At 45.0% G+C, this 25509-nt stretch carries 18 protein-coding genes; 9 read left to right on the top strand and 9 right to left on the bottom strand.

Annotated elements, in window-relative coordinates:
• Positions 1–3 precede the first annotated feature (3 nt).
• Both DLD82_RS04815 and DLD82_RS04810 read right to left on the bottom strand, forming a co-directional pair.
• Positions 4–246: a type II toxin-antitoxin system HicB family antitoxin gene (locus DLD82_RS04815; RefSeq protein WP_245920365.1), complete on the bottom strand. Its 243-nt coding sequence runs from the start codon at positions 244–246 to the stop codon at positions 4–6.
• The gene (locus DLD82_RS04810) at positions 243–3227 is read right to left on the bottom strand and encodes a BPTD_3080 family restriction endonuclease (protein ID WP_109939973.1); all 2985 of its coding nucleotides are present in this window, start codon (positions 3225–3227) and stop codon (positions 243–245) included. Before DLD82_RS04810 ends, DLD82_RS04815 begins: the two co-directional genes overlap by 4 nt.
• Positions 3228–4090: 863 nt before the next feature.
• Here DLD82_RS04810 and DLD82_RS04800 point away from each other — a divergent pair.
• The 6 genes from DLD82_RS04800 to DLD82_RS04775 all read left to right on the top strand — a co-directional run bounded on the left by DLD82_RS04800 (position 4091) and on the right by DLD82_RS04775 (position 11435).
• Positions 4091–4450 (top strand): hypothetical protein, encoded by a 360-nt coding sequence (locus DLD82_RS04800; protein WP_109939971.1) that lies wholly within the window; start codon positions 4091–4093, stop codon positions 4448–4450.
• Positions 4447–4779 (top strand): hypothetical protein, encoded by a 333-nt coding sequence (locus tag DLD82_RS04795; RefSeq protein WP_109939970.1) that lies wholly within the window; start codon positions 4447–4449, stop codon positions 4777–4779. Before DLD82_RS04800 ends, DLD82_RS04795 begins: the two co-directional genes overlap by 4 nt.
• Complete coding sequence (locus DLD82_RS04790) at positions 4776–5090, top strand: hypothetical protein (RefSeq protein ID WP_109939969.1); 315 nt, start codon at positions 4776–4778, stop codon at positions 5088–5090. The genes DLD82_RS04795 and DLD82_RS04790 overlap by 4 nt, the downstream gene beginning before the upstream one ends.
• On the top strand, positions 5087–8236 hold the full coding sequence (locus DLD82_RS04785) for a hypothetical protein (RefSeq protein WP_109939968.1): 3150 nt from the start codon (positions 5087–5089) through the stop codon (positions 8234–8236). Before DLD82_RS04790 ends, DLD82_RS04785 begins: the two co-directional genes overlap by 4 nt.
• Complete coding sequence (locus DLD82_RS04780) at positions 8236–8571, top strand: hypothetical protein (RefSeq protein WP_109939967.1); 336 nt, start codon at positions 8236–8238, stop codon at positions 8569–8571. The genes DLD82_RS04785 and DLD82_RS04780 overlap by 1 nt, the downstream gene beginning before the upstream one ends.
• Before the next feature lie 104 nt (positions 8572–8675).
• Positions 8676–11435 carry a response regulator gene (locus DLD82_RS04775; protein WP_109939966.1) on the top strand — a complete coding sequence of 920 codons (2760 nt, stop codon included), beginning with the start codon at positions 8676–8678 and terminating at the stop codon, positions 11433–11435.
• A 139-nt stretch (positions 11436–11574) separates the two neighbouring features.
• Here DLD82_RS04775 and DLD82_RS04770 read toward each other — a convergent pair whose 3' ends face one another.
• Entirely contained in the window at positions 11575–11961 is a 387-nt protein-coding gene (locus DLD82_RS04770) for a cupredoxin domain-containing protein (RefSeq protein WP_109939965.1), read from the bottom strand.
• Positions 11962–12200: 239 nt separating this feature from the next.
• Here DLD82_RS04770 and DLD82_RS04760 point away from each other — a divergent pair, with 239 nt between their 5' ends.
• Positions 12201–14429, top strand: a complete 2229-nt coding sequence (locus DLD82_RS04760) for a S8 family serine peptidase (protein WP_181391259.1) — start codon at positions 12201–12203, stop codon at positions 14427–14429.
• Between the two features lie 93 nt (positions 14430–14522).
• Here the strand turns inward: DLD82_RS04760 and DLD82_RS04755 are convergent, their stop codons facing one another.
• The 4 genes from DLD82_RS04755 to DLD82_RS04745 form a co-directional block, all read right to left on the bottom strand.
• Positions 14523–16310, bottom strand: a complete 1788-nt coding sequence (locus DLD82_RS04755; protein ID WP_181391258.1) for a lectin like domain-containing protein — start codon at positions 16308–16310, stop codon at positions 14523–14525.
• Between the two features lie 227 nt (positions 16311–16537).
• On the bottom strand, positions 16538–17152 hold the full coding sequence (locus tag DLD82_RS19145) for a hypothetical protein (RefSeq protein WP_245920364.1): 615 nt from the start codon (positions 17150–17152) through the stop codon (positions 16538–16540).
• The gene (locus tag DLD82_RS19140) at positions 17149–17823 is read right to left on the bottom strand and encodes a hypothetical protein (protein WP_245920363.1); all 675 of its coding nucleotides are present in this window, start codon (positions 17821–17823) and stop codon (positions 17149–17151) included. Before DLD82_RS19140 ends, DLD82_RS19145 begins: the two co-directional genes overlap by 4 nt.
• The gene (locus DLD82_RS04745) at positions 17780–18610 is read right to left on the bottom strand and encodes an SDR family oxidoreductase (RefSeq protein ID WP_109939962.1); all 831 of its coding nucleotides are present in this window, start codon (positions 18608–18610) and stop codon (positions 17780–17782) included. The genes DLD82_RS19140 and DLD82_RS04745 overlap by 44 nt, the downstream gene beginning before the upstream one ends.
• A 93-nt stretch (positions 18611–18703) precedes the next feature.
• Here DLD82_RS04745 and DLD82_RS04740 point away from each other — a divergent pair, with 93 nt between their 5' ends.
• Complete coding sequence (locus tag DLD82_RS04740; protein ID WP_109939961.1) at positions 18704–19492, top strand: phosphotransferase family protein; 789 nt, start codon at positions 18704–18706, stop codon at positions 19490–19492.
• A gap of 82 nt (positions 19493–19574) precedes the next feature.
• Here DLD82_RS04740 and lon read toward each other — a convergent pair whose 3' ends face one another.
• On the bottom strand, positions 19575–21971 hold the full coding sequence (gene lon / locus DLD82_RS04735; RefSeq protein ID WP_109940055.1) for an endopeptidase La: 2397 nt from the start codon (positions 21969–21971) through the stop codon (positions 19575–19577).
• A 49-nt stretch (positions 21972–22020) separates the two neighbouring features.
• Complete coding sequence (locus tag DLD82_RS04730; protein ID WP_342764531.1) at positions 22021–22389, bottom strand: MarR family winged helix-turn-helix transcriptional regulator; 369 nt, start codon at positions 22387–22389, stop codon at positions 22021–22023.
• 545 nt (positions 22390–22934) lie between these two features.
• Between DLD82_RS04730 and DLD82_RS04725 the strand changes: the two genes are divergently transcribed.
• Positions 22935–25448, top strand: a complete 2514-nt coding sequence (locus tag DLD82_RS04725; protein WP_181391256.1) for a methyl-accepting chemotaxis protein — start codon at positions 22935–22937, stop codon at positions 25446–25448.
• Positions 25449–25509 lie beyond the last annotated feature (61 nt).

The raw sequence follows: 25509 nt of genomic DNA, 5'->3' as shown, positions 1-25509 counted from the left end.
CTGTCATTCTGAACTATCTGAATATTGAAATTCTATTATTGGAGAGCTTGACTCTACTTTTCGCAGACCTGGTTCGTCTTCCATAAGTCCCTGAATATGAAAGGAAATCGCTTCAATCATACGTTTCTCTGTCTCCTTTCTGGTCTTCCCGGTGGCAATACAACCGGGAAGATCAGGAACAAATCCGGAGTAATTGTTCCCTGCCTTTTCTATTCTTACGGAGAACGAATTCAGGTCTCCCTTCATGAATTATTCCTTTCACTTAAAATATACCCTCTGATCGCATGAGCAGCATCCCATGGATCGGTCACTTCAATAAATCCCCATCTGCCAAATCCGCCATGATTATTTACCGCAGGAATCCAGAGTTCTCGGGCGGTTGAAACTTTTACATCCTTATCAAGTCGCTGTTGCCCGCTCACCTCAACGATAAGGGAGAGAAGATCATCTGGGCCATGACTGTCATCAATCCTCGCAATAAAATCAGGATTGTACTGGTGTTCCTGCCCGTTTATGGTATAAGGAATCGTAAAACCAAGACTCTGGTTCTTAACATAATGCACAACCTCATCCATCTCCTCAAGAACCTGTGCCATCTTCTGTTCCCATGAGGTAGTATCCGCTGCCACATGAGAGATATGACATTTTTGTGGAGATGTAGGCCAGATTGGTTTTGAGGTGTCAAAATCAACATACCGGGTAGACCCAATCGAATCATATGACATCATTACCGGGAGAACACAAGGATTAGATGTGTTCCCTTTTACGATTGCATGATAGATCTTCTCTGCTGCATTATCAGCCGGACCCACAAGGAGGAGCAGTTGAATAAACGTATTATCCTTACAGTACAGGCATTCTGAAAGCCACTGTTTGGTAATCGAAAGAACCTGAGGGAATAACCACGGTTGATCTTCTATTTTTTTATCCGGGAATTTTTGTTCATACACCCGCTTTGCCAGCTGGAACGCCACCTCATTTGGCCGGTGTCGTTTCAAATCATCCAGGGTATGAATACTACTCTCACCAATAATCGGGGCATTTTCGGTTTGTGTCGGAATATCCGCGGTTGAAAGAGCAAACTGGGATGCTTTGGTAAAAGAGGCAGACAGTTGTTCAGACCCGATATCGTACCGGTATCCTGCCAGCCTTGGGAATGAAATCTCACACTCAATACGCTCTTCAAGAGCACGGACACGGGTCGTCGGCGTTGGTGCTCGTGGGATCTTGGTGCTTCCACTGCAGGGAATAAAGGAAAAGGGAACTCCATATACCTCAGCATATTCTGGCGGAAACAGACCATCATCACCGACTGAATAACTCTGCCTTCGAAGAGCTCTTCCCACAACCTGTTCACAGAGTAACTGGGTTCCAAATGCCCGGATACCGAGAATATGAGTCACCGTTTGAGCATCCCACCCCTCGGTAAGCATCGAAACACTCACGACACACCTGATATGTTCTCCGAGTTTTCCTGGTTTTCCTACTGTATTCATAACTTCACGAAGAATCTCGGTATCATCAATGGTGGAAACATCCCGGCCAGGGAACCGCTCCCGAAGTTCATTTCGAAACTCTTCAATCTCCCGGGAGGCAGCCCGCTTAAACTCGGCACTCATAGCAGTTCCCGATTCAATCTGCTCACTATCAACAAGAATGGTATTCGGTCTGGATAGCCATCTTCCATTCCCGTTATCATTCGCAAAGAGTGGAAGATTTCCTGCAGCAACAACTTTTTGCCCGTCAATATCCCGTTCCCACCCGGATATGTAATCAAATACAAGTTTGGAGACGTTGGTATTATTACAGACCACTATAAAAACCGGAGGAGTTCTTCCATTTTCACGACCGATAGTATCCTGTTCCCAGAGTTTGAAGTACTGCTCATAATTACTATACAGACTATGAATCGCTCCTTCAAGCTCAGGAGGTAATTTCGGCTCTCCTGAAATCGCTTCAGTCTTTCTTCCTTTTTTGGGAAGATTATCCCGGATCCGATACCAGAGATCCCGGTATGTGGGCTCATTCCCTGACATTGAGTTGTCAGACACCGGAACTCTGGGAACTTTCACAATCCCCGATTCAATTGCATCAATGAGAGAGAAATCAGATACCACCCAGGGAAAAAGTGACCCTTCCCGGTAACCAGACCCCTTTAAAAAGAAAGGAGTTGCTGAAACATCAAAAACATTCCGAACACCGATTTTTGCTGCTATCGCCTCTATACCTGAAAGCCAGGTTCTTGCTTCATCTTCCTGTTTCTTTGCGATTGCATTCTCTTCCCCGGTTAATTTTTCAGATGGATCACGGGGCTTGGGTCGGTAACAATGATGAGCCTCATCATTCAGGATAATTATATTCTTTTTATTTCCAAAACTCCTGCAGACTCTTCTGACCATCTGATCGGGTGTCTCGGTAAATATTCCATTTTCCCCTTTTGAAAGAATTGTTTTGGTAAGTTTACTTACAGAAACCGTTTCACGAAGCTGAAATGTATGAAAATTAGTTATATGGATTCTTGCCTGACCAAGTCGCTCGAGCATATCCGGAGGAACGAGATCACGTTGACGGTAATAATTATCAACATCATTCGGGTATAAGACCCGAAGCCGGTCCCGAATGGTAATGCCTGGGGTGACGATAAGAAATGTATCAGAAAACCGGCTATCTCGTGGATTCTGAATCTTATTCAGGGTTTGCCAGGTAAGGATCATCGCCATGACAACGGTTTTACCAGTGCCGGTTGCCATTTTAAATGCGATACGCCATAGTCCTGGATTGACCTCATTATTCGCGGATTTAAGTTGTTCCAAAATCCAGGAATCTCCCTGCTTTTCTGCTACCTCAGTAAGATATATTGCCGTTTCTAGTGCTTCTATCTGACAAAAAAATAAGGGTTTTTCACGTTCTGAAGAAGTCCAATAGCGAAGAAGTTTTCGGGTAACTTCAGTAGTCCCCGGCCAATTGTTATCCCGCCAGATTTTTACCCGGTCGCGTATCTGATTAATAAAGGTGTTCTCTTCAATTCTGTCACCCACCCACTCACTTTCAGTAATGGTAAGTTGTTTCGTTTTTTGTTTCGGTTGTGGAATTGGGATAAAATAGGAACTAACCCGCCTTCCTGATATTATTTCATTAGTAATTCCTTCATCGGAAAAGCGAAAATGTTTGTCAGGTTCAGTATATGGAGAATTTATCACTGGATTTTCAATAACAGTTTGTGGCATTTGATCGCGATGTTATTATAATGAATCAAAACTTTTTACTTACAACCATTTAAGTGTAGACATTTGGCCTTTTGAAAACTGGATTAATAATATGTGGGCATGACAATCCTCGATACAAATATTCTCCTGAACTTACTTTTAGGAAGAAAACACGCTGTTGTTGTAATAAAATTTATCCGGACTTTTGGGAATATCTGCTTAATTAGTGATTATTCCTTTCCTTCAATCGGATTGCACTTCTTTAATAAAGATAAAAAGGAACTCTACCTTCGATTTGCGAATGAGGTTTTCAAATCGGAAGGAAAAAATAACCTCATTTATTCCGGAATATCCCCCGGAATCGATATACGGATCAAATAGATATGACCTCGATTTTGATGATGGATATAAATATGCTATTTCTAACATCCAAAAAATCACTCTTATCTCATATGATAATGGTTTCAATAGAACCCGGAAGAACAAGACCCCTTGAAAACTCATCACCAATCACCTCAAGGCCCTGCCGCACTATCTAAAGTATTCTACAGACATCTAAAATACTCTAAAACAACATCCCTCTCTCCCCGGAACCCTTCCTGAACGAAATTTTTCTGCGTTCCTTCCTGACCACAACCGGATTTATTTTCTCTTTATATTCTCCCATTGCGGCAACCCCCGGACTCTGCTTCTCTCACTCTCTCATGCCATCACCCGGAGTCAGCAGGAGTGATCCGAAATGACCATGCCGCAGAGAAAAATCCCGTTCATTTAACCGATATTTTCACTCCGGAAACCTGAGCATATAAGGAGATCCTGTTTTTGTTTACAGCCTTATATATTATTGAAAACAAAATTCAGGCGCTATTTGCGCGTAAATTCAGGTGAGTATTTTTCCGCGATCAACGCCTCTCCAACTCCGGAACGTCTCTAACCGGTTAATACATTTCGGTCATCAGGACGCCTGGAAATGGTGTGAATTATCTACCCCTCTACAGACATTTCAGGGCACGGCCATAACCGACCGTAGAGGTGATACAATCACAGAAAAAACGCAGAAATGTACCGAAAACAAAAACTTTGGAAAGAACAGAGAAAACCCCCGCCTGATCAGTAACTTTGACGGGCTGCCGACTTCAGCAGGGGATTACCGGATATATCATGTTATAAGTTCATTATCTTTCTCTTTATTCTCCTGCCTTTTCACGACACCTGCATCATCTGCCGGAGGTATCCGGTTATGAACACCATTGGAAAAGCAGGCCGTACGGCGGTATATACTGCCATATCCATCCTCAAATCATCCGGATACATCGCTGAAAAAGTAACCGGATCGTCCCGGAAGTTTGACATCATCGCATGGAACCGGGACAAACTCATCGGATTTGTCATCAGGAGATCCCGGACAAAAGGAATAGCCGGATACTCATCACTCATCGCAGAACTTGCCGGACTCGTTCAGAAACAACTCTTTCCAGGTGAGATACAGGTCTGGCTCTTTCAGTCATATGAATGGAAACGGTACCAGGTTCTCCCTGGTGGAGCAATTGAGATCTCTGGGAGATTGGTATGAATCCTGACATTACAGCCGAAGTCATCGATGCCTCCCATCATGCCTCCGGAAATAACAGTTCCCTTGTTTCACGAAAAAGCATCGAATACCAGATCCTGGATAACCCTGGCATGTATCCGCTCCTTACCCTTGAAACCCAGACAAACCGAAGGAACATCATCAGCAGGATAATGAACGCCCGGCATCCTTGCTGGACTGATTCTCCGGAGAAAACGTCATCATCGTTGGTATGGAAAATCAGAGAGATTAGAGAGACCAGGGAAACCAGGAGTACAAAGAAGACAAAGAAAAACAGGGAGGAGTCGAAATGAACGATAATAACATCCTTTCGGTTCTTTCTCTCCTTTTTCCACGGGAAAATGTCGTAGAGCTTCGTGCTCTCCGGAAATCCGGAGGAATTGCATCAGGGTACTTCACCGACCATGAAAAACTTGCCCGGGATGCAGAGGTACTGGACTCTACAAGTGACATAACCGGCATCTATGTCACCTTAAACGAAGTAAACCCTGCACTCGTATCCCGGAGAGCAAACCGGACCGATATGAGACTTTCAAAAGATGACCGGACGACCGGAGACGAAGATATCATCCGCCGGCACTGGTTCCCGGTTGACATCGATCCAAAGCGTCCGTCCGGGATATCCTCATCAGACGAAGAACACAATGAAGCATTGGAAAAGGCTGAAAAGATCCGGAAATTTCTCTCTGAACTCGGATGGCCTGACCCTGTCAGTGCCGACTCCGGAAATGGTGCACACCTCCTCTATCTAATCGACCTTCCAAATGATGCAAAAGCCACGAAACTTATCCGGAGTTGTCTGAACGTTCTCTCTGCATTCTTTTCAGACAACCATTCCGAGATTGACACGGCTGTTTCAAATGCTTCACGAATCTGGAAACTTTATGGGACGCAGTCAAGAAAAGGGGACTCAACACCAGAGCGGCCACACCGGAGATCCCGGGTGCTTTCATCCCCGGAATCGGTAAAGACAGTCTCCGGAGACCTTCTCCTCCGTCTTGCTGCTCTCATCCCGGATGAAAACGAAAATAACCCGGGAAACCAGAAAATCCGGCCTGATAGTTCGCAGGACTCCCGCTCCATCGATCTTGGTTCATGGCTCGCTGAAAATAACATCTCCTGCACTGAAAAGCCCTATGCCGGAGGAAGACTCTTTCTCTTTGACGAATGCCCGTTCTCTTCCGCTCACAAGGATGGAGCCTATGCAATCCAGTTCCAAAACGGTGGAATATTCGCCGGATGCCATCACAACAGTTGTGGTGGTGGAACCCAGCGATGGAGTGAACTTCGGGCACGATTAGAAGGCAAAACCCCCCGGACTGAACGGGATTATGATAACCGCCTCAAACAACTAGCACGAGACCGGGCAGAGGCAAAAGCCGCCTATTATGGCAATCGTCCAATGCCTTTGGAAGAAAAAAATAATTCTGAAAATACGGTGGGTTCTCTAAAACCGGAACATGATGCATATGTAAATCCTGATATCATCGAAGAAGCATTCCGGGTGCTTCGGGATAGAAATCCCATCGAATATCTTCTTGAGTCATTTGCTGCTGACCATGAAGGTGACGAAGTTGTTGCCCGGTGTCTTATCATGTCGCTTGCATCCCGGTCGGTGATAAACTCAAATGGTCTTCATGTCCTTGTCACCGGAGAATCAGGGAAAGGAAAGACTCATGCCTTTGACAACATGCTTTTGCATATCCCGCCTGAATACCGGCTGGACGGACGGATGAGTGATAAGGCTCTCTTTTACGCTGACGATCTCAAAGCCGGTTCTGCAATCTGCCTTGATGATGTCACCCTCTCTGACCAGATGCAGGAAGTTTTGAAAGGGGTAACATCTGCGTTTCAGAAAGGATTCGTATATCGGACGGTGGACAAGGACCGGAAAGGGCAGAAACGGTTCATCCCGGAGCGGTGTCTGTGGTGGGTAGCCAAGATGGAGGGAACCGGTGACGATCAGGTCTGGAATCGCATGCTTACCTGCTGGATTGATGAAAGCCCTGAGCAGGATGAAAAAGTTCTGGAGAGAGAACTTGAGATGGCACAGGCTCTCCCCACCGAACTCGAGATAACACGAAGGGAAGTCCTGGTATGCCAGCAGATCTGGGAACATATGACTCCGGTGCATGTGGTCATTCCGTATGCAAAACAGATCAGGTTCTCTTCATCGGCAAACCGAAGAAATCCGGGGATGCTCCTTGACCTTATCAAATCCATTGCTGCTCTTTTTCAGTTCCAGAGAGAAAAAACGGTCATTTCCGGAAGAGACGTGGTCTTTGCATCAATTGATGATTTTCATTACGCCAGCCAGATATACCTGGCTCTGAACAGTGATTCAGGCGGACAGATGACCAAACTGACAAGAAATGAGTCTGGTCTTGTCGATGCAATCCGGGATAGCGGGAAAGATGAGTTGTCCATCGAAGAGATGCAGCAATTAACCGGAAGGTCCTATTCCAGCATTCAGAAGATGCTGCACGGGTATGCAAGTCATGGTAATCAGTACTCCGGACTCCTGGAGAAATGCCCTGCACTGTCATTTCTGGAACGAACCAGAACATATGACGGTGGGATTACCAGCAGGAGAGTGAGAGTGTATGCATGGAATCCTGAAATCTATGCATTATGGTCATCCGGTGGAGGGTGCTGGCTTTTGGGTCAGGATGATGGCTCTGACAAGAAAGACGGGGATGGTACCGATGGTACCGGTACCGATGGGACCAATGATGATACCCGGCGGAACGGCGGAACAAGGCGGCATGAAGCGGAAGATTTCCGCCGGGAAAATCTCACTGAAACAGTCGTTGATTCTCTAAATACTAATAATAGTACAAATAATTTCTTAGATAGTACATCAAGGCGGAAAGATTTGGGTTCACAAGAGGAACCTCCGGCATCATCTTCCTGTATTACTGATCCCGCCATTTCCGCCGACACCCTTCTGCCCGTTCAATCAGGCTGCGATTCGGCGCTGGTTTTAAAAACAAACACTGAAAACCCCAGTCGGAAAAATCCGCCGGGTTCCGCCATGAGTGGTAATGTTCCGCCTGGTGACATAGACCCTTCCCAATTTCATCAGTTCCGGGGGCTATGGACCGGCCCCTGTGCTGTCTGTGGTAGTAAGATAGTGCAGTATACTGAGCGGGTTACGAAAAAGATGAAACAAGAAGGCCGGGATCCAAGAAAGATCTGTCAGAAATGCTACAGCACTGCGGTGGCAAAAAAGAGCAGGATCTTCTCTACCCTTCCTGGTCTTCTCAATATTTCCAGCATGGCAAAGGCCGAGAAGGATTATGGGCGGTGCAGTGTCTGTGGTCTTGGAGAAGTTACCTGGTACGACCATGAAACAAAGACTGGTATCTGTGATGTCTGTTATGCCCGTGAATCTAAGGAAAGAGATGAAGGAATGAGGATAGAGCAGGAGAAGATCTGATGCCCTTTCTCATTACATCACAGCGGGATGCTTCATCGGTCAGGTATGAAAAGATAGGCAGGCTCCGGCCAATAGATGACGGAATGGTAGAGGCGGTTCGGGACGGGCATGGAGTCATCAGGTGTGTCCGGACCAGGGATGTTCTTTTGGCATTGAACGGAGTGGAGGTAGAAGGCTTCCGGTTAAGTGAGTCAGGAAACCGGATGATAATTTCAGGCACAGACGAAAGAGAGTATGTTGTGCTGGTAACACAGGTCAGGGGCATGATCCGGGACTGGCCAAAGAAGAAAGCAGCGTTATTTATCCGGGAATCGATAAGTCCGGAAGAAGAGTGATGGTTTCATCATGCTGAACTCTCATTCTCCGGATTTTTTTTGGTATTATCAAAAATGCTAAATAGTAATATCGGTACTGGTTAAACTTGAGAGAAGAGCCGTAAATGTCAAATCAGGATTTTAATATCTCAACCATTATCCCTGAATCGAGGGGAAAAATAATCTCCCTTCTCTTTGTAGATGATGATGAGAATCTTCTCTATCTGGCACAACGTTATCTTGAAAAAACCGGTGAATTCAAAGTAGATGTCCTGACCTCAGCTCGTGATGCCCTCCGATATAAAAAAATCCTGGAATATGACGCAATAGTATCTGATTATTACATGTCTGATATGGACGGGCTTTCCTTTCTCAAAGCAATCCGGGAAAATTATGGTGAAATTCCCTTTATCCTCTTTTCTGTCCGGAACCGGGGGGATGTAATAATTGATGCAATCAATAACGGGGCTGATTTTTATGTTGAGAAGAGTTCGTCCTGTGAGGCCCAGTTTGCAGAACTGATATTAAATATAAAACGGGCGGTCAAAAGAAAGGAAGAGAGAAGAATCATCCGGAACTCGGAGAAATATATCGCAGATATTCTGGATTTTCTTCCTGATGCAACCTTTGCCATTGATAAGACCGGTCATGTCATCGCATGGAACAGGGCTATTGAAGAGATGACCGGAGTTCCTTCGAAGGTTATGCTTGGAAAGGGAAATTATGAGTATGGCATTCCCTTCTACGGGTACCGGCGGCCACTTCTGATTGACCTGATTGATGAGTCTGACGAGACTATTTCGCAGTATTATACGCAGATCTACCGGAACGAAACAACCCTTACCGGTGAGACAGAACTCTCCCATCCAAAAGGAAACCAATTATCTGCACTGGTAAAAGTCTCCCGGATCTTCAGTCCGGAAGGGGATATGATAGGGACGATTGAGTCCATCAGGGATATCACCGAGTTAAAAAAGACCGAAAGGAAACTTCTGGAGAGTGAAGAACGGTTCAGAGGTATGGCAGAACGGTCATCTGACCTTATATTTACCCTGAATGAGGATATGAGTGCTTCGTATGTCTCTCCTTCTGTTCGGTTATTTTTAGGTTATGAACCTGAAGAACTGGTTGGAAAGAATGCAGATTTTGCTACAGCGACGATCTTCTCTCAGAGTGGTCCGGAATTGATGCAGGCTGTAAGACAGACAATGCTCGGGAAATCTGTGGATTACATAGAGATACCCCTGGTAAGAAAAGATAATTCTGTCATCTATGTCAGTCTGTATGCAGTTCCGATTATTGATGAAGGAAAAGTTACCGGTGCACAGGTCTCCATGCGGGATATCACCGAGCGGAGGAAGACCGAATCAGCGAATCGTGCCCTGATGATGAGTGTTGTAGAGACTACCGGTTTTAATTCTCTCCGGAAGATCTCCGAGATAATTAGTTCATGGCTTATGGCTGATTGTGTGCTTATCGGAGAGTTTGAACCGGACAAAGAAAATATCCGGGTTCTCTCTATTGTCCTTGACGGGAATGAGATTCCTGGGTTTTCCTTTCCGATACACGGGACTCCCTGTGAAGAGATTGCAAAGGTTGGATTCAGCCTCTGTGACGATGAAGTTGCATGTATCTTTCCTGAATGTGAGGTGCTTAAAGGATTGTGCTTTCAGGGTTATGTCGGCACTTCGCTTCGGGATTCGACCGGCAATGTGATCGGTGTTCTGTGTGCTTTTTTTAAAAAACCGATTGATACTTTTTCGTATGTCAGGCAGATTTTTGAGATTATTGCTGTTAAGGCAGCAGCAGATATTGAGCGGTCTCATATTGAAGAAAATCTTCAGGAGAACCGTCGGCTTCTCGCTGAAGCCATGGACATGGCAAATCTGGTAAACTGGGAATATGATATCCAAAATGACATTTTTATCTTTAATGACCGGTTTTATGCCATGTATGGAACCACCGCAGAGCGGGAAGGTGGTATGGTTATGTCCTCTGAAACATATGGCCGGGAATTTATCCACCCGGATGACCGTAACAGGGTTTTGGAGGGTTTGTACCAGGTCATAAACTCGGTGGGTTCTGAAATTATCTCACAGGTTGAGCACCGGATAATAAAGAGGGATGGTGAGATACGGTATATTACGGTACGGTTTGGAATTACCCGGGATGATGAAGGGCGGGCCATCCGGACTCATGGGGCAAATCAGGATATTACCGAGCGAAAAAGGGCTGAAGTTGCTCTTCGTCAGGCAAACCGTCAGTTAAACCTTCTGACCAGTATTACCCGGCATGATATCTTAAATGGCATTTCGCTGATTCTCGGGTACTTAGATATCGGGGAGATGGATTTTTCAGATTCCCGGATACTGAATTACATTTCCATTATGAGAAATGCGACAAATGAGGTTCAGAAGCAGATTGAATTTACCCGGGTCTATGAAGACCTCGGTTCACATGATCCCATATGGATAAATCTACAGACGGTCATTTCCCGTCTGCATCTCCCATCCGGTATCGTGTTGCATGCCGATATTGCAAATTATTTTATTTATGCTGATTCTATGGCTGAAAAGGTGTTTTATAATCTGCTTGATAATTCCATCCGGCATGGTAAGTATGTCACCGATATCGGGGTTTTTGCAGAAGAGTCAGATCGTGATCTGGTCCTTATTTGGGAAGATAACGGGGTTGGCATTCCGGATACGTACAAGGAAAAAATATTCGAGAGGGGTTTTGGAAAGAATACCGGTCTTGGGATGTTTCTTGCCAGAGAAATTTTGTTATTAACGAATATCCGGATTCAAGAAACCGGGGTTCATAATGCCGGAGTGAGATTTGAAATGATCGTTCCGAAAGGCGGTTGGCGAAAAGATAATTCCTGATATTTTTTAATGTTCAACCTATGGTGGATAAACCATCAGGAAAAATGTGGGAGATATCACCGGGTAACTATCACTCAAAGCGGCATATTTCTCGCAGCAGCCCATGGAAATCTCCCGAAACAGCCCCTCAAAAATGGGGTTATGTCTGAACAATGATTGTTCCGGTCACTGATGGATAATTTGATGAATGATAGTGGTATGTCCCCCGTTCTGAAAACTTAAATGAAAACGTATCACCTTTTGCAAGTTCGTCTGAAGAGAATTGAATCGCAGACTCCGGATCAGACTCAATGGTATGCAAAACAGAGTCCTCATTCACCCAGCTTACCGTTGTGCCGGGAGTCACAACCATCAAATCAGGATTAAAAGTCATCTCTCCGATGATTATCAGGTCTGAAGCGATGGAAGGCTCCTCTGCTATTAATGACTGATTATCGTCTGTTCCAGTACATCCGGCAAACAAACAGGCGGTACAGAGAACCAGGAAATATGGTAAAAACCACGCTATATTGAGCTGATTATTCATATATTCATTCGGATTAAAAAGGCTAATAGATATCTGTGAGAATGAAAAACTGACTTTTGTTTCGGATTTTTCTTCTTACCCTGAAGCCCGGATGCGGTAAAAACCGGACTATCTTCCCTGTTAAAACCTTTCTTCTCGTCCCCGGCCTTCGCTATAAAAACATCATATCGTACATGAAGAAACTTCATGACCATGTGCAGCAGATCTCACAGTCAGTATATAATTTCCCGGGGGAGCGTATGAAACATTTTAGAATATTATCAATAACAATCTCCATCATCGGACTCTTACTTCTGGTTGGTCTATCCATAGAGGCCGGATTTGCCGATCCAAATATGAATTTCTATCCGAACAATCAATGGTATCCTTCCGGAATGGCAAGTCAGTACCAGATCTCACAGGAACTCTCTAAAGAACATGCCCCGGACCGGTTGATTGTCAGATATAACACCGATAAGGTACGGTCCAGTCAGGCAATGATGTCTGTTCAGTCGGTGGCTAATGCACAGACCGGATCAAAAGTTATCAAAGACCACAGTAACAACGGAGTTCCTGGTATGCAGGTCGTCCAGGTCACCGGAACATCACTTGAGAGTGCAATGGCAGCATACGATGCGAACCCGGATGTCCTGTACGTCGAACCGGATTACAAAATATCACTCAGTCCGATAGAAAAAGCCGGAAAAACCGCCGACATTCAAAGCATGCAGGCTGCAGGGGCCACCTATCCGAACGATCCGGGATTTTCAAATCAATGGGGTCTTAAAAATACCGGACAGGCACCATTTTCCGGAACTCCCGGTGTCGATATCGATGCTACCCTTGCCTGGGGTGCCACAACCGGCTCATCCGGAATCGTTGTTGCCGTGATTGATACCGGGGTGGATTATACTCATCCGGACCTTGCAGCAAACATCTGGAAGAACCCCGCTGAAACCGTAAATGGAATCGATGATGACGGGAACGGCTATATCGATGATGTCCGGGGATGGAATTTTGTATCAAAGAACAATGATCCCATGGATGACAACGGACATGGGACACATTGTGCCGGAACACTTGCAGCGGTCGGGAATAATGGAATCGGTACGACTGGTGTGACCTGGAATTCAAAGATATTACCGCTCAAATTCCTGGATTCCCAGGGGTCCGGGTATACATCAGATGCAATCTCGGCCATCCTGTATGCAAACAAGAAAGGAGTTCCCATCATCTCAAACTCATGGAACGGTCCGGGATATTCGCAGTCACTCAAAGATGCCCTTGATGCATCTCCGGCAGTAGTCATCTGTGCAGCCGGAAATTCCGGGGCTAATTCAGATGTTACTCCCCAGTATCCTGCCGCATATACCTGTAGTAATATCATATCCGTCGCAGCAACGAATTACCATGATACTCTTGCATCGTTCTCGAATTATGGAACGAGTTCAGTGGATCTTGCTGCACCGGGAGTCAGTATTTACAGCACAACAAAATCTGCAGGGTACAAGTATCTTGACGGAACATCAATGGCAACTCCCTATGTAACCGGGGTTGCAGCACTCCTCAAAGCACAGAATCCCTCAATGACCAGTTCGCAGATAAAAAGTAAAATCCTTGGTTCCTGTGACATAATCTCTTCTTTATCCGGAAAGGTAGGAACCGGAGGAAGATTAAATGCAGCAAAAGCCCTTGGAATCAGCACACCAACGCCAACTCCTACTCCAATTCCAACCCCAACTTACACCCGGACTCCCACACCTACTCCTACACCAATTCCAACCCCCACTTACACCCGAACCCCTACGCCGACTCCTACTCCGATTCCTCCCCCCACTTACACCCGGACTCCCACACCTACTCCTACTCCGATTCCTCCCCCCACTTACACCCGGACTCCCACACCTACTCCTACTCCGATTCCTACCCCAACCTACACCCGGACTCCCACACCTACTCCCACACCTACTCCTACTCCGATTCCGACTTCTGTCCCTCCCACTCCCTGTGGAGTGTATAAAACCGACATACAGTCCGGATTTTTAAGACAGGGCCAGGCAATGGTGTATGGATACTTGATCCCGACTGACGGAAGGTCAAAAATTGAGTGGGAACTCAAATCATATGGATCAGCGGGTGTTGGGAAAGGCCTGGAACATGCAGCAAAAACAACGAAAATAACAGATAACCAACAGGCCGGAGCATCCACATCAACCTTTGACATCTATGTATTCAAAGACTGCAACCCGAAGCATTCGTATTGTTACACAAGATATTACTCATATGGCCCGAATTCATACGTTTCTATACCCTCTCCGGCGTCAGGTTCAACGTACTATGTCATGATATATGCACGATCCGGAAGTGGAACGTATAACCTGAAGATGATGAGTTACAAATGCCAAAGCACTCCGATAATTGCAGCATCTGCAGGACCTCTTAACACTCCTGAAGTGAAGGCTCCTCCTGCAGAATTTGTATCACAATAAGAATCAAACGATTCCTTTTTTAAATTCCCTGATTTTCAGGAGTTATGGTAAAAAAAGAGTAATCCCGGAAAAAAGAAGTCCCTGATGGAGAGGTTATTGTTCTTCTGCTGAGGAGCCTTCCTGAACGGTAATCAGATGGTATTTGGTCTCCTTATCAACTTCTTTTCCTTTCTGGACAAGGAGTGAGACGGTATATTGTCCGGGCTCGGTGTATGTTATCTCCGGATTTTGAAGCATTGACTGTGAACCGGACCCAAAGCTCCAAATCCGGTTGGTTGGATCTCCGGATGAGGTGTCAGTAAATGCGACGGTAAGAGGTGCCTTTCCCTTAACCGGCTTTGCCGTAAATGATGCCGAAAGAGGCTCCGGAGTCGGGGTTGGAGTTGGCACCGGTTCAGATATGGAATATGCTTTAAGACAAGCACTCATATTCGGATTGAAATGGGTTAAATCTATGAAAGATTCCAAGTCTATGTCATAATAATAGGTCTCTTCCGGATTTGCAGTGGCGTTACTGCTGTATCCATTAATCGGATACTCCATTGCAACAGGGTAATTATTCTCTTCATTTTCAAGATAGAGGACAATTGAGAAGAATTCACCATTTTCAACCGGAACCTCTTCACCCGTTGGAAGACTGACGGTGTGATATCCGATAAATGAAAGGTTTCCTTCAATCTCTGCTGCTTTTGTTCCAACCGGGCCGTCATCTGCATGCCGATAGATTGTAGCGTTATAGTGAGTACTCACATCGGTTGTGAAAAACCCGATTGCAGAGATCTTTCCGGTTTCAGTGGCTTTGTACCTGCTGGCAACCGTTCCGGTCTTTGGATATCCGATATAGTATTCATTACACTCTCCCAGGGGATCATAAGAATAGACCTGGTCATAATTATCAACCGGTTCACCGGTTACAAAGGCTGTTTCATAGTTTAGATCCCCGGTTTTGGTCACAGATCCGAAATATTTGTCAAAATATGAAACATAAAAAAATCCTTCATCTCCAAACCCGGTTCCCCAGCTATTTTTGACTATCCATGCCCCGTCACCCGGAGGTGTGTTCATGAAGGCAGATGCCGGGTAGGTATCATTCCATCCGGCCAGACTTACGATATGTCCGCCTCCCGGTTTCTGGTTTTCGGCAGTTTCCGGCTGATAATATGCGAAAGATGCCGGATTATAAAATGAGCTATTCCAGTAGAAACCGACAGAAGCTGTTCCCCACTCCATAAGTCCGGCCTTGATGCTGGCAGTATCGTTCCGGTCAGTTCTTGTCGGGTAAATGACAACATCCTGCACATGGTATTGTGGCGGATAAACTTCAGATAATGTCCAGTTTTCCTCCGGATAGGGATCTGTAGCCTCGTCTACCGGCCCGTTCCACCTGGTGAGATATGCTGTAGCCATGTATATCTGACCACCATCGTTAACTCCATTATCAAACCCATGGAGATTTACCATATTCTTCGGAGAAAACGACCGGTTTTCTTCCGGAAGCAGGTATGATTCAAGCGAAGCCAAAGAACCGTGAGCCCAGCAGGTTCCAAAATTTCCCTGGTCCCGGACAGGAGTCACTTTATCTTCATCTCTTAAATCAAACGTGGAATTGAACTCCTGTATGGAAAGGATATCCATCTCTGCATCGGTAAGTTCCGGACGGTAAAAAGGAGATGGAATCGCTCCAAGTCCGTGTTCTAACGTCTGCTGCTCATCCCCGGCCACCTCCTGGTTTTCCAGGTAGGAGATAAAAGCCGGACTGAGTGGAGAAGCCACGAACTTTTCGCTTGTGTTTAAATCATCATCCACCGGTTCAGTAGCGCCTGCTCCTGATATACCAATGAAAAGGAGCATTATTATGCATACTATGTAATGTCGAGACATCCAAAACTTCCTCTTTTTGACGGGATGATACATATCTCCCCCATAATCTGATATGTACCAAAAGAGATTCCTGTTGTCCCCGAAATCCGGAGATCCAGCAATCACTTCGTTATTTTCTGACCAGAATACACCATTCTTACAGAAAAATATAAGTTTTGAATTATATCTTTTAGTGGATAAATCTTTTTATTGCGTTTTTGTCCGGGTTCTGATTATTTTTTTCGAATCTATGAAACTCTCTGAAGTATCCTGACCAGCATAAAGAGCAGTATTCCATTGATGATGACGATTCCGGATATAATAAACCCTGAAACAAGCCCGGGCAGCAGCATGGTGATACCAAACATTATCGAGACAATATTCAGAACCGTCTGGGTCGTCAGCATCTTTTTGTAAACCGGCACAGAAGAAATCAATTCCGGGGGCGGGTTTTGAATAGCCCGATAGGTCGGGAGAAATCCGGTTGCAAGGAAGATTACTCCTCCTCCGATATTTAAGAGTCCAAGCAGATACTGGATGATAAATGTCAGTATACCCGGAACAATACAGGAGATAATTCCCATGGATGCAAATCCGATTCCAATCAGAACCATTATCCACGAACGTTTGAACTGGCCGAGCGGAGTGTTTCCAAGGGCCATCATCTGAAGAGCATTCAGGACCAGTAACAGTCCTAACTGCCCGTCCGGAGAGAAGGGAAGAAGTCCCAGGTTTACCGGAAAGAGAAGTATTCCAAGGACTACAAGAAGAAGTCCAAGCAGGATGATGATGGCAAATGACAGAGGGAGGGATGCCTCACGAAAGATAATGTTTCGTTTAGAAAGCCGGGAACTGGCGTTCATGTAATACCTCCGAATCCATCAGAACGGGTTTCCGGATATGTTCTGCTCACACTCTGGATACATCCGGCAAGATAGAAGAAAGAGATGCCATAGATGATAAGGAACCATCCTATCTGTGGAATGGTGATTATTCCGGGGATAAGAGTGATTAATCCTGCTAATATGGTGAGGATGTAAACCGTGCCACAGGCAATGATCAAATGCTGTAATACTCCGGGGACGTGCATCCATTTCTTTGCTTTTTCTTCTGAAACAAACAGCACAAAGAGAAGCGTTGCTCCACCGAACAAAAGCATTGCTCCTACCAGAGTTCTTACAATATCGGTAACAAATCCGGGAATAAAACATGCGAGCATTCCAAGGACTGACATTATCATCCCGAGAATAATGACTGCCCAGGAACGGTTCATGTCACCAAAAGGAGTCTTTCCCATGGTAATTATCTGGATGGAGGCGATTACCAGTAAAAGGCCATACATACTGTCCGGATTATATGGCAGGCTCCCGGTGTGAATGAAAAAGAGGAGTATGCCAAATATGGTCATGAACACTCCGAGAATGAGCAGGATAACAACCTCAAGTGTCAGGTCTGATTCGTATGTGATTTTTATCGTCATGATACCGGTTTTAGAAGTAACTGCCACCCGTCTCGAATGACTTTCTCCGGTCATGGGCAAGCTGAATGAGCATATCTTCCTGTTCTCCGTTGATATACCCTTTCCAAAGGTCGGTGTATGGTTCTTCAGGGACGATAATAATCCCTTTCTGTTCTGAAACCCGGTCAAGGATGAGGGCTGCGGCTTTCTCTACCGGCCAGGCATCCTCGGGAATTCTCAGATCACCATGAGATGTCCCGTCTATTCCCTTGTTGAAGATGGGGGTTGCAATGTTTGCCGGACAGATCGTGGAAAAATGCAGTCCTTTATCAAGATATTCATACTTCAGGCATTCGGTATATCCGGTGACCCCGTATTTGGTCAGTGAGTAAAGTGCCTGGAAGGGAAACGGAACAATTCCGGCTATTGAACTGGTGTTTACGATGTGCCCTGCTTTCTGCCTGAGCATGATGGGGACCGCAGCATGAACTCCGAATATGACACTCCAGAGATTGGTATCGATGATATTCTTCCAGTCCTCAAGGGTTGCCTGTTCATATGGCAGTGTTCCGCCAACTCCGGCATTATTAAAGAGAAGATCAATTCTGCCTGCTTTTGATGCGGTATCTTCTATCCCTTTTTGTACCTGCTCCTGGTTTGTTACATCCATGACAAGAGTATGGACCCTATCTCCATATCCAGATAATTTTCCGGCTGCGTCGGTCAGTTTACCCGGATTTCGTCCGGCCATGTAGACAACCGCTCCCCTTTTCAGGAGTTCTTCACTTACTGCATATCCGATTCCTGAATTTGCTCCGGTGACGATACAGATCTTGTCTTTGTAATAATTTGCATCAACCATAATCTTCCTCCTTTTTGTGTGCCTGACAACCGGTATATCCTGATGGTATATCTAGGATATATTAAATTACTGACATAATCATTGTGATATACTATGACCAGTGATGAGGCAAAAAATCTCTTTGGGGAGATCGGAGATGATACGGCATTCAGGGAACGATTTGGAGAGCTTATTGGCAGTGGGATGTCTGCAGTGATTTATGCACGTGATGGGATTGCAGCAAAGGTGTACCGTGAAGGTCAGCTCAAAAGACAGGTGTATCAGGAAGCATTTACCCTTGCCGTCGTAACCGATTTTGGGATTCCGGCACCAGCGGTCTATGGTGTTGAAACGGTTTGTGGCAGAACAGCGGTTCTCATGGATCAGGTCCGGGGGAAATCCCTGCTTGATATTATGGAAGAGAATCCGGAAAAGGCAGATGAATGTATTGATACTGTGGTGGAGCTTCAAAAGTCGATGCATGCAGTAGAGACAACCGATTTTCGCCCATTAAAACTGGCACTGACCGGAATGATTTTGGCAAGTCCCAGTCTAACCAAAGAAGAACGGGAACGCCTCCAAAATAACCTCCTCACACTTCCCGATGGGCTTTCTATTCTTCATGGTGATTTTCACGGGGGAAATGTTCTCTTTGATGGGGAGTCATACCGGATTATCGACTGGGCAGAGGTTACCTGTGGGAATCCGGCAGCCGATGCATGCCGGAGTTATATCGATTATATGCTGTATAAAGAAGAATATGCAGAGAAATACCTGGAAAAGTATACCAAGGCAACCGGGGTTACAAGGGAAGAGATACTTGCCTGGCTTTCGGTGATGGCAGGCTCTCTGTATGGATTTCTAAGTGACGAAGGAAAGAAAAGGGTTAGAAAATTCTTTTAATTACAGGAGTTGTGTATTTCAAAATAAAATTAAGGGGTTTTCTCCTGACCACGAATTGATCATCCCTTTTTTCGTTTGTTTTTTATACATATGATGTCGGGAGCTGATGATTTCCAGTCCCGGTCAGAACCGGAAAAGGAAGTGTTATGTCAAGGGTTTCTTTTAAGACCTCGTCAATTGTCTCAACCGGAATGAATATCATCTCATTTCGTACCTCTTTTGGAATCTCCTCAAGGTCAGCTTCATTCTCTTTTGGGAGAATGATTTTTGTTATCCCTGCCCGGTGAGCAGCAAGGACCTTCTCTTTGATTCCACCGACCGGAAGCACTGATCCGCTGAGTGTCACTTCACCGGTCATTGCAAGTTTTGAATCAACGGATCTCCCGGTAAAGAGAGATACAAGGGCGGTAAAGAGCGTAATTCCGGCAGACGGCCCATCCTTTGGTGTTGCTCCGGAGGGAACATGGATGTGCACATCACTTGCCATAAAGTCGAAATTATATGCCGTATGCGCAAATCTTGAGCGGATAAGACTCATCGATATGTTTGCCGACTCTTTCATTACATCTCCGAGTTGACCGGTAAGAGTCAGTTTCCCGGTTCCCGGCATGAAAGTGCCTTCGATAAAGAGGATATCACCGCCGACCGGAGTCCAGGCAAGGCCGGTTGCAACCCCCGGAGTCAGGTTCTTTTTTGCAATCTCATGCCGGTGGACCTCTCGCCCGAGGATATCCAAAAGCATTCCTGATGTTATCACACACGGCATTGTCCATTTCCCTGATACAATCTTCTCTGATACATGCCTGGAAATACGATCAAGTTGCTTTTTTAGCCCCCTTACTCCGGCTTCGTGGGTATATTTTTCAATAATCCGGTGTAGGGCTTCATCCTCGATACTTGTGGTATTTTCGTCCAGTCCGTGTTCTTTCAGGGATTTGGGCAGGAGATGGTTCTTTCCAATGAAGAACATCTCCTGTTTTGTGTAACTTGATATTTCTATGAGTTCCATCCGGTCAAGAAGTGGGGGAGGAATAGATGCCAGGGAGTTCGCGGTTGCGATAAAGAACACATCCGAGAGAGAATACGGCACTTCCAGATAATGATCAGAGAAACTGCTGTTCTGCTCCGGGTCCAGAACTTCCAGAAGAGCACTTGCCGGATCCCCTGAATATGAACTGGACAGTTTATCGATTTCATCAAGGACAAAGACCGGATTTTTTGTCCCGGCTCTCCGTAATCCCTGGATTATCCGGCCAGGTAATGCCCCGACATATGTCCTCCGGTGACCCCTAATCTCTGCTTCATCCTTTACTCCGCCAAGGCTGACCCTGATATACTTCCTTCCAAGAGCCTCTGCAATACTCTTTCCAAGACTGGTCTTTCCGGTTCCCGGTGGTCCGGCAAGGAGGAGAATGGAACCCTGTTTTTCTTGTTTTAATTTGAGGACTGCCAGGTGTTCAACAATCCGATCCTTCACCTTGTCAAGACCATAATGGTTACAATCAAGAATATGCCGGGTTTTCTCAAGGTCAATACTTAGTATTTCTCCGTTTGTCCAGGGAAGGTCAAGAAGGAGATCCAGATAATTCCTGATTCCCGGGCTTTCATGGCTCTGGGCTCCGCAGGTTTCCAGTTTTTTAATCTCTTCGAAAGCCTTTTTCTTCACTTCCTCCGGCATCTTTGACTCTGAAATCCGATCCCGGTATCCACCAGTACCTGATCCCTGCCCGTCAATTTCACCAAGTTCTTCCTGGATGGCCCTTAATTGTTCCCGGAGGAGAGTTTCCCGGTTTAGTTTTGCAGACTTCTCTGATACTTTTTTCCGGAGTTCAATCTGGAGATTAATGTTCTCCCTGAACTCGAGAAGTATCTCAAGAAACATCAAATACCGCTTGCTAAGAGAGTCAGTCTCTAGTAATTCCTGCTTTGTTTCTGAAGAGATGGGAATGAACGGCATGACAAAACCCATTATTTCATCGACCGATTCAAGTTTGTCAATGGGTCCGGTAAAATTACCTGATCCGGGAAAGTTACTGCTTATCTCGTGGATGGTTTTTCTTACCTCTAACAGCATCTCCTGGTGAGTCTGAGAATCAACATCTTCAATATCCGGAACCGGTGTGCAACCAGCATACAGCCGGTCATCCACCTGGGTAATGGTATGAAGGTGCACTCGCGTTAGTGCCTTTACTCCGACCAGGTATCCTTCTTCTGTCTTTTGAATAAACGAGATATCAAGGATGCACCCTGTTTTACACAAGTGTTTTTCTGATATCTCTGATGGCTCCTCACTGCCGTGTATCAAAACTCCCACCGGATACTGATTATCCGGACGGGTTTTTTCTTTCATAAGAATATTCCCGGAATCGGTATCTACCAGGATTTTTGTCCGGGATTTCGGGAAGATGACGGTATTGAGAAGGGGCAGGATGTAATGCTTTTGGTTTTGTGTCGGTTGTGTATTTTCTGTGTGTGTCATTTTCGTCATTTAGTTTTATTTTACCTAACTAATTATTCCGGCAAAAAAATTACCTGACTTTTCTGAGAATTGCAATGAGGAGATCTATTTCATGATCGTCTAGTGATTCAACCAGTTTTTCTATGACCTGGTGCAGGGCATTTTGTTCAGCCCGGGCAATCATCTCTCCTTTTTTCGTAAGCCTTATGTAGTGGATCCGTCCGTCTTTAGGGCAGGGTTCGCGGTAAACGCACTCTAATCTCGAGAGTTTATTTATCATCTCGGTAATTGTGGGTTTTGAATTTCTGGTAATCTCAGCAAGTCTGCTAAAAGTTACCTCTCCATTCATGTCGATAGTCTTCAGGTAATGGATCTGCTTTAGGGTGATATCTGAAAGACAACAATCCGAAAATATCCCACATGAGCATTCAGCTTTCATTTGGACCAGATGATCAAAGATGCTGAATAAATGCTCTTTTCTGTTACACATGATCCACTTCTAATTAGTTTGGGTTTACCTAAATATAATCTTTCGGGTTACTGCTCGCATGGCTTTTTTATCTCCAGATAGTAAAAAAGGGCTTAAATTACGTGATAAAGAGGGGGATTCACATAGCGGGTCGTCATTGGTCTATGTACCTCTGAGCCATACCAAACTAACCCCCCCTGTAACTTTCAATAGCGGCCTGTTATTAAACTACCTGTGCCCGTAATTTCATATTTTATCTTCAATATAGGCATATTATCTGTTGCATGATCAACGAGTTTTCTGAATGTGTAATCTGGCCATATTTCGTCAAAAAACCCATATTTTGAAGATTAAAAAACCATGGTATATATGCTGGTAATCGAACAATTTTTGTTCCGACCTTAATCTGGCATTTCCTATGGATATTTCATAAAAAAATAGTTGAGTGAATATATTCTATAGAGAAATTTTTAATAATGTTCTCCTCCTCCTTACTATCATTAATTGATGATATTATGATACATTTATCCTTTAGATCAATACGGCATGAAATACTATTTTTTGGAGCTATTGCACTGATAATAGTCTCTGTAGCGATAATTGCATATGCAAGTATTTCTCTGTATGGAACATCTGTGGAAGGATCTCTTAATACCGTTAAGGCGATATCTTCAGAGAAATCTACGCAGTTGAAAGAAATATTTGATGAGGCATTCGTTATCGACAGAACCCTTGCCAATTCTGTCATTGGTGCGGTTGAAACAGGGAACAAACCTGCAAGAGAAGAATTCCAGGGAATGATTCTTGGTATGATGCGAGCATACCCTGATTATAACGGATTATACATTGTCCTTGAACCTGATGTATGGGAAGGAAAAGATTCGGCATTCAGTGGTAAACCGGGAACTGATGATTCCGGCAGATTCATGGCATATTATTCACGAGATGCTGCAGGAAATCCTCTTCTTGATAAAGTATATTCCTATAATGCTGGTGAAGAAGGGAGTGATTATTACCAGGTCCCAAAAACCACAGGTAAGGAATATATCACCCAGCCCTTCCCTTGGGAAATTCAGGGAAGAAAAATACTCCTCTCATCCGTTGTGGTTCCAATAATGGTTAACAATGGTTTTTTCGGAATTTCCGGAGTTGATGTTCCCCTTGACAAAGTACAGGATCTTGCCAATGCTCTGGATGAATATCAGGATTCAGGGAAGGTTTATTTTGTTTCATATGATGGTATCGTAACCGGGGCCACGGGATATCCGGATAGTGTGGGAAAACCACTTGCGGATGCAGATATTCCTTTGTCTGATGATGCAGAAACCATAATTAAAGATATTCAGGCCGGAAGAAATGATGTCACCGAGCATAATGGCCAGTTTATTGCATATTCTCAAATAAATACCGGGAATTCTGGTCAGCCATGGTCAGTTATTTTCACCGTTCCGGTAGATGTTGCTACTGCCAAAGCACGGATGAACACTATTATCCTCATTCTTATCGGCTCGTTTTTTACCTTTATTGGTCTTATTATTCTATATTTGGCAGCGAAAGGCATTTCACGTCCGATAGAATGGATATCAAATCATGCTGACAATATTGCCGAGGGTGAACTTGGAGAGGAGATAACGATAACCCGGCGGGATGAAATTGGAATACTAGCAGATTCTTTCAGAAGAATGTTATCCAGTTTGCAAGGAAAAGCTCTTGCTGCAGATGGCATTGCTGCAGGTGATCTCCTGGTTGACATCCCAGTCGCTTCAGAACGGGATATGCTCGGTAAATCAATGGTAACCATGAGAGATACCATCAGTCAGATGAGCAATACCGTCAGGGATATCTCCCGCCAGGCAGCAGCGGGGGATCTTAAGGTAAGGGGAGAAACTGGACAGTTCAAGGGAGAATACCGCGAAATAATCGGTGGAGTTAATGAAACCCTCGATGCAGTAATAAGGCCAATTAACGAGGCGATGAACCTTGCAGGTATTTATGCATCTGGCAACTATACCGCAAGGTTTGATCCTTTAATCCCTGTTTCAGGTGACTTTTTGACATTTCGTGATGCCTTGGACAAGATCGGGGAACAGACCGCCGCTTCAGTACAGAAGGTTAAAGTTCAGATGGAATCGGTGGCAGGAAGTATTGAAGAGACAACTGCTTCAATGGAAGAAGTAACGGCAGGTTCTTCAAAACTGGCACAAAGTTCCAACGAAGTAAGTTCACTTGCTGAAACTAGTCTTTTCGGAGTAAGTCAGATTCTACGGGCAATGAATGATCTCTCAAACACCATATCTCACGTTGCAGAAATGACAGATAAAGTTGCTTCAGTCTCTCATTCTACTGACCTTCTCTCTACCAAAGGTGCTGAACTTGCTCATCAGGCTGAACAGGGGATGCAGAATATCACCACATCCATTGGAGAGAGTTCCAGAATGATGAATGAAATGTCAGAGCAGATGGATCATATCGGTCAGATTGTTAAACTTATCAGTGAGATAGCAGACCAGACGAACCTCCTTGCATTAAACGCAGCAATTGAAGCCGCCCGCGCAGGTGATGCCGGAAGAGGTTTTGCTGTTGTTGCAGACGAAGTAAAGGCACTTGCAGTTGAATCCCAGCAGTCTGCGGAGAAAATATCAACAATTATTCAAACCCTTCAGAGACAATCAGAAAATGCAGCAGGAGCAATGAACCGGTCATCAACAGAAGTATCTGACGGCAATAAAGCAGTAACCGCAACCCTTAACGTTTTTTCAGATATCGTTACCCACATCCAGGAGATATCAGAGAATACATCGGCAGTGGCATCTGCAGCAGAAGAACAGGCTGCTGCGGTTCAGGAAATTACTGCAAGTGTTCACGAACTGGAAACCCAGGTTACCAAAACCGCAGAAGAGGCAGTATCGTCAGCAGCAGCGACTGAAGAAACTTCTGCTGCTCTGGACCAGATTTCCCAGTCGATATCTGAGGTTGGAGCTGCCACAGATCTCATCAATCATGAGATGGGGAAATTTGTTATTTCGTAAATTTCAAAAGGCCCAGTCAGGAAATCAACTGGCATCACTCTTTCAATCTCCCTCCTTTTCA

The organism is Methanospirillum stamsii (assembly GCF_003173335.1).
Taxonomy (GTDB): domain Archaea; phylum Halobacteriota; class Methanomicrobia; order Methanomicrobiales; family Methanospirillaceae; genus Methanospirillum; species Methanospirillum stamsii.
This window is presented reverse-complemented; position numbering and strand designations above follow the sequence as displayed.

Bases quoted from the DNA above. Each gene is read 5' to 3' on its own strand.
- DLD82_RS04785 (WP_109939968.1), top strand. From the start codon at position 5,087: ATGAACGATAATAACATCCTTTCGGTTCTTTCTCTCCTTTTTCCACGG.
- DLD82_RS04810 (WP_109939973.1), bottom strand. From the start codon at position 3,227: ATGCCACAAACTGTTATTGAAAATCCAGTGATAAATTCTCCATATACT.
- DLD82_RS04755 (WP_181391258.1), bottom strand. From the start codon at position 16,310: ATGTCTCGACATTACATAGTATGCATAATAATGCTCCTTTTCATTGGT.
- DLD82_RS04725 (WP_181391256.1), top strand. From the start codon at position 22,935: ATGATACATTTATCCTTTAGATCAATACGGCATGAAATACTATTTTTT.
- DLD82_RS04740 (WP_109939961.1), top strand. From the start codon at position 18,704: ATGACCAGTGATGAGGCAAAAAATCTCTTTGGGGAGATCGGAGATGAT.
- DLD82_RS04730 (WP_342764531.1), bottom strand. From the start codon at position 22,389: ATGAAAGCTGAATGCTCATGTGGGATATTTTCGGATTGTTGTCTTTCA.
- DLD82_RS04775 (WP_109939966.1), top strand. From the start codon at position 8,676: ATGTCAAATCAGGATTTTAATATCTCAACCATTATCCCTGAATCGAGG.
- lon (WP_109940055.1), bottom strand. From the start codon at position 21,971: ATGACACACACAGAAAATACACAACCGACACAAAACCAAAAGCATTAC.
- DLD82_RS04795 (WP_109939970.1), top strand. From the start codon at position 4,447: ATGAACACCATTGGAAAAGCAGGCCGTACGGCGGTATATACTGCCATA.
- DLD82_RS04760 (WP_181391259.1), top strand. From the start codon at position 12,201: ATGAAACATTTTAGAATATTATCAATAACAATCTCCATCATCGGACTC.
- DLD82_RS04780 (WP_109939967.1), top strand. From the start codon at position 8,236: ATGCCCTTTCTCATTACATCACAGCGGGATGCTTCATCGGTCAGGTAT.
- DLD82_RS04790 (WP_109939969.1), top strand. From the start codon at position 4,776: ATGAATCCTGACATTACAGCCGAAGTCATCGATGCCTCCCATCATGCC.
- DLD82_RS04745 (WP_109939962.1), bottom strand. From the start codon at position 18,610: ATGGTTGATGCAAATTATTACAAAGACAAGATCTGTATCGTCACCGGA.
- DLD82_RS04770 (WP_109939965.1), bottom strand. From the start codon at position 11,961: ATGAATAATCAGCTCAATATAGCGTGGTTTTTACCATATTTCCTGGTT.
- DLD82_RS19145 (WP_245920364.1), bottom strand. From the start codon at position 17,152: ATGAACGCCAGTTCCCGGCTTTCTAAACGAAACATTATCTTTCGTGAG.
- DLD82_RS19140 (WP_245920363.1), bottom strand. From the start codon at position 17,823: ATGACCGGAGAAAGTCATTCGAGACGGGTGGCAGTTACTTCTAAAACC.
- DLD82_RS04815 (WP_245920365.1), bottom strand. From the start codon at position 246: ATGAAGGGAGACCTGAATTCGTTCTCCGTAAGAATAGAAAAGGCAGGG.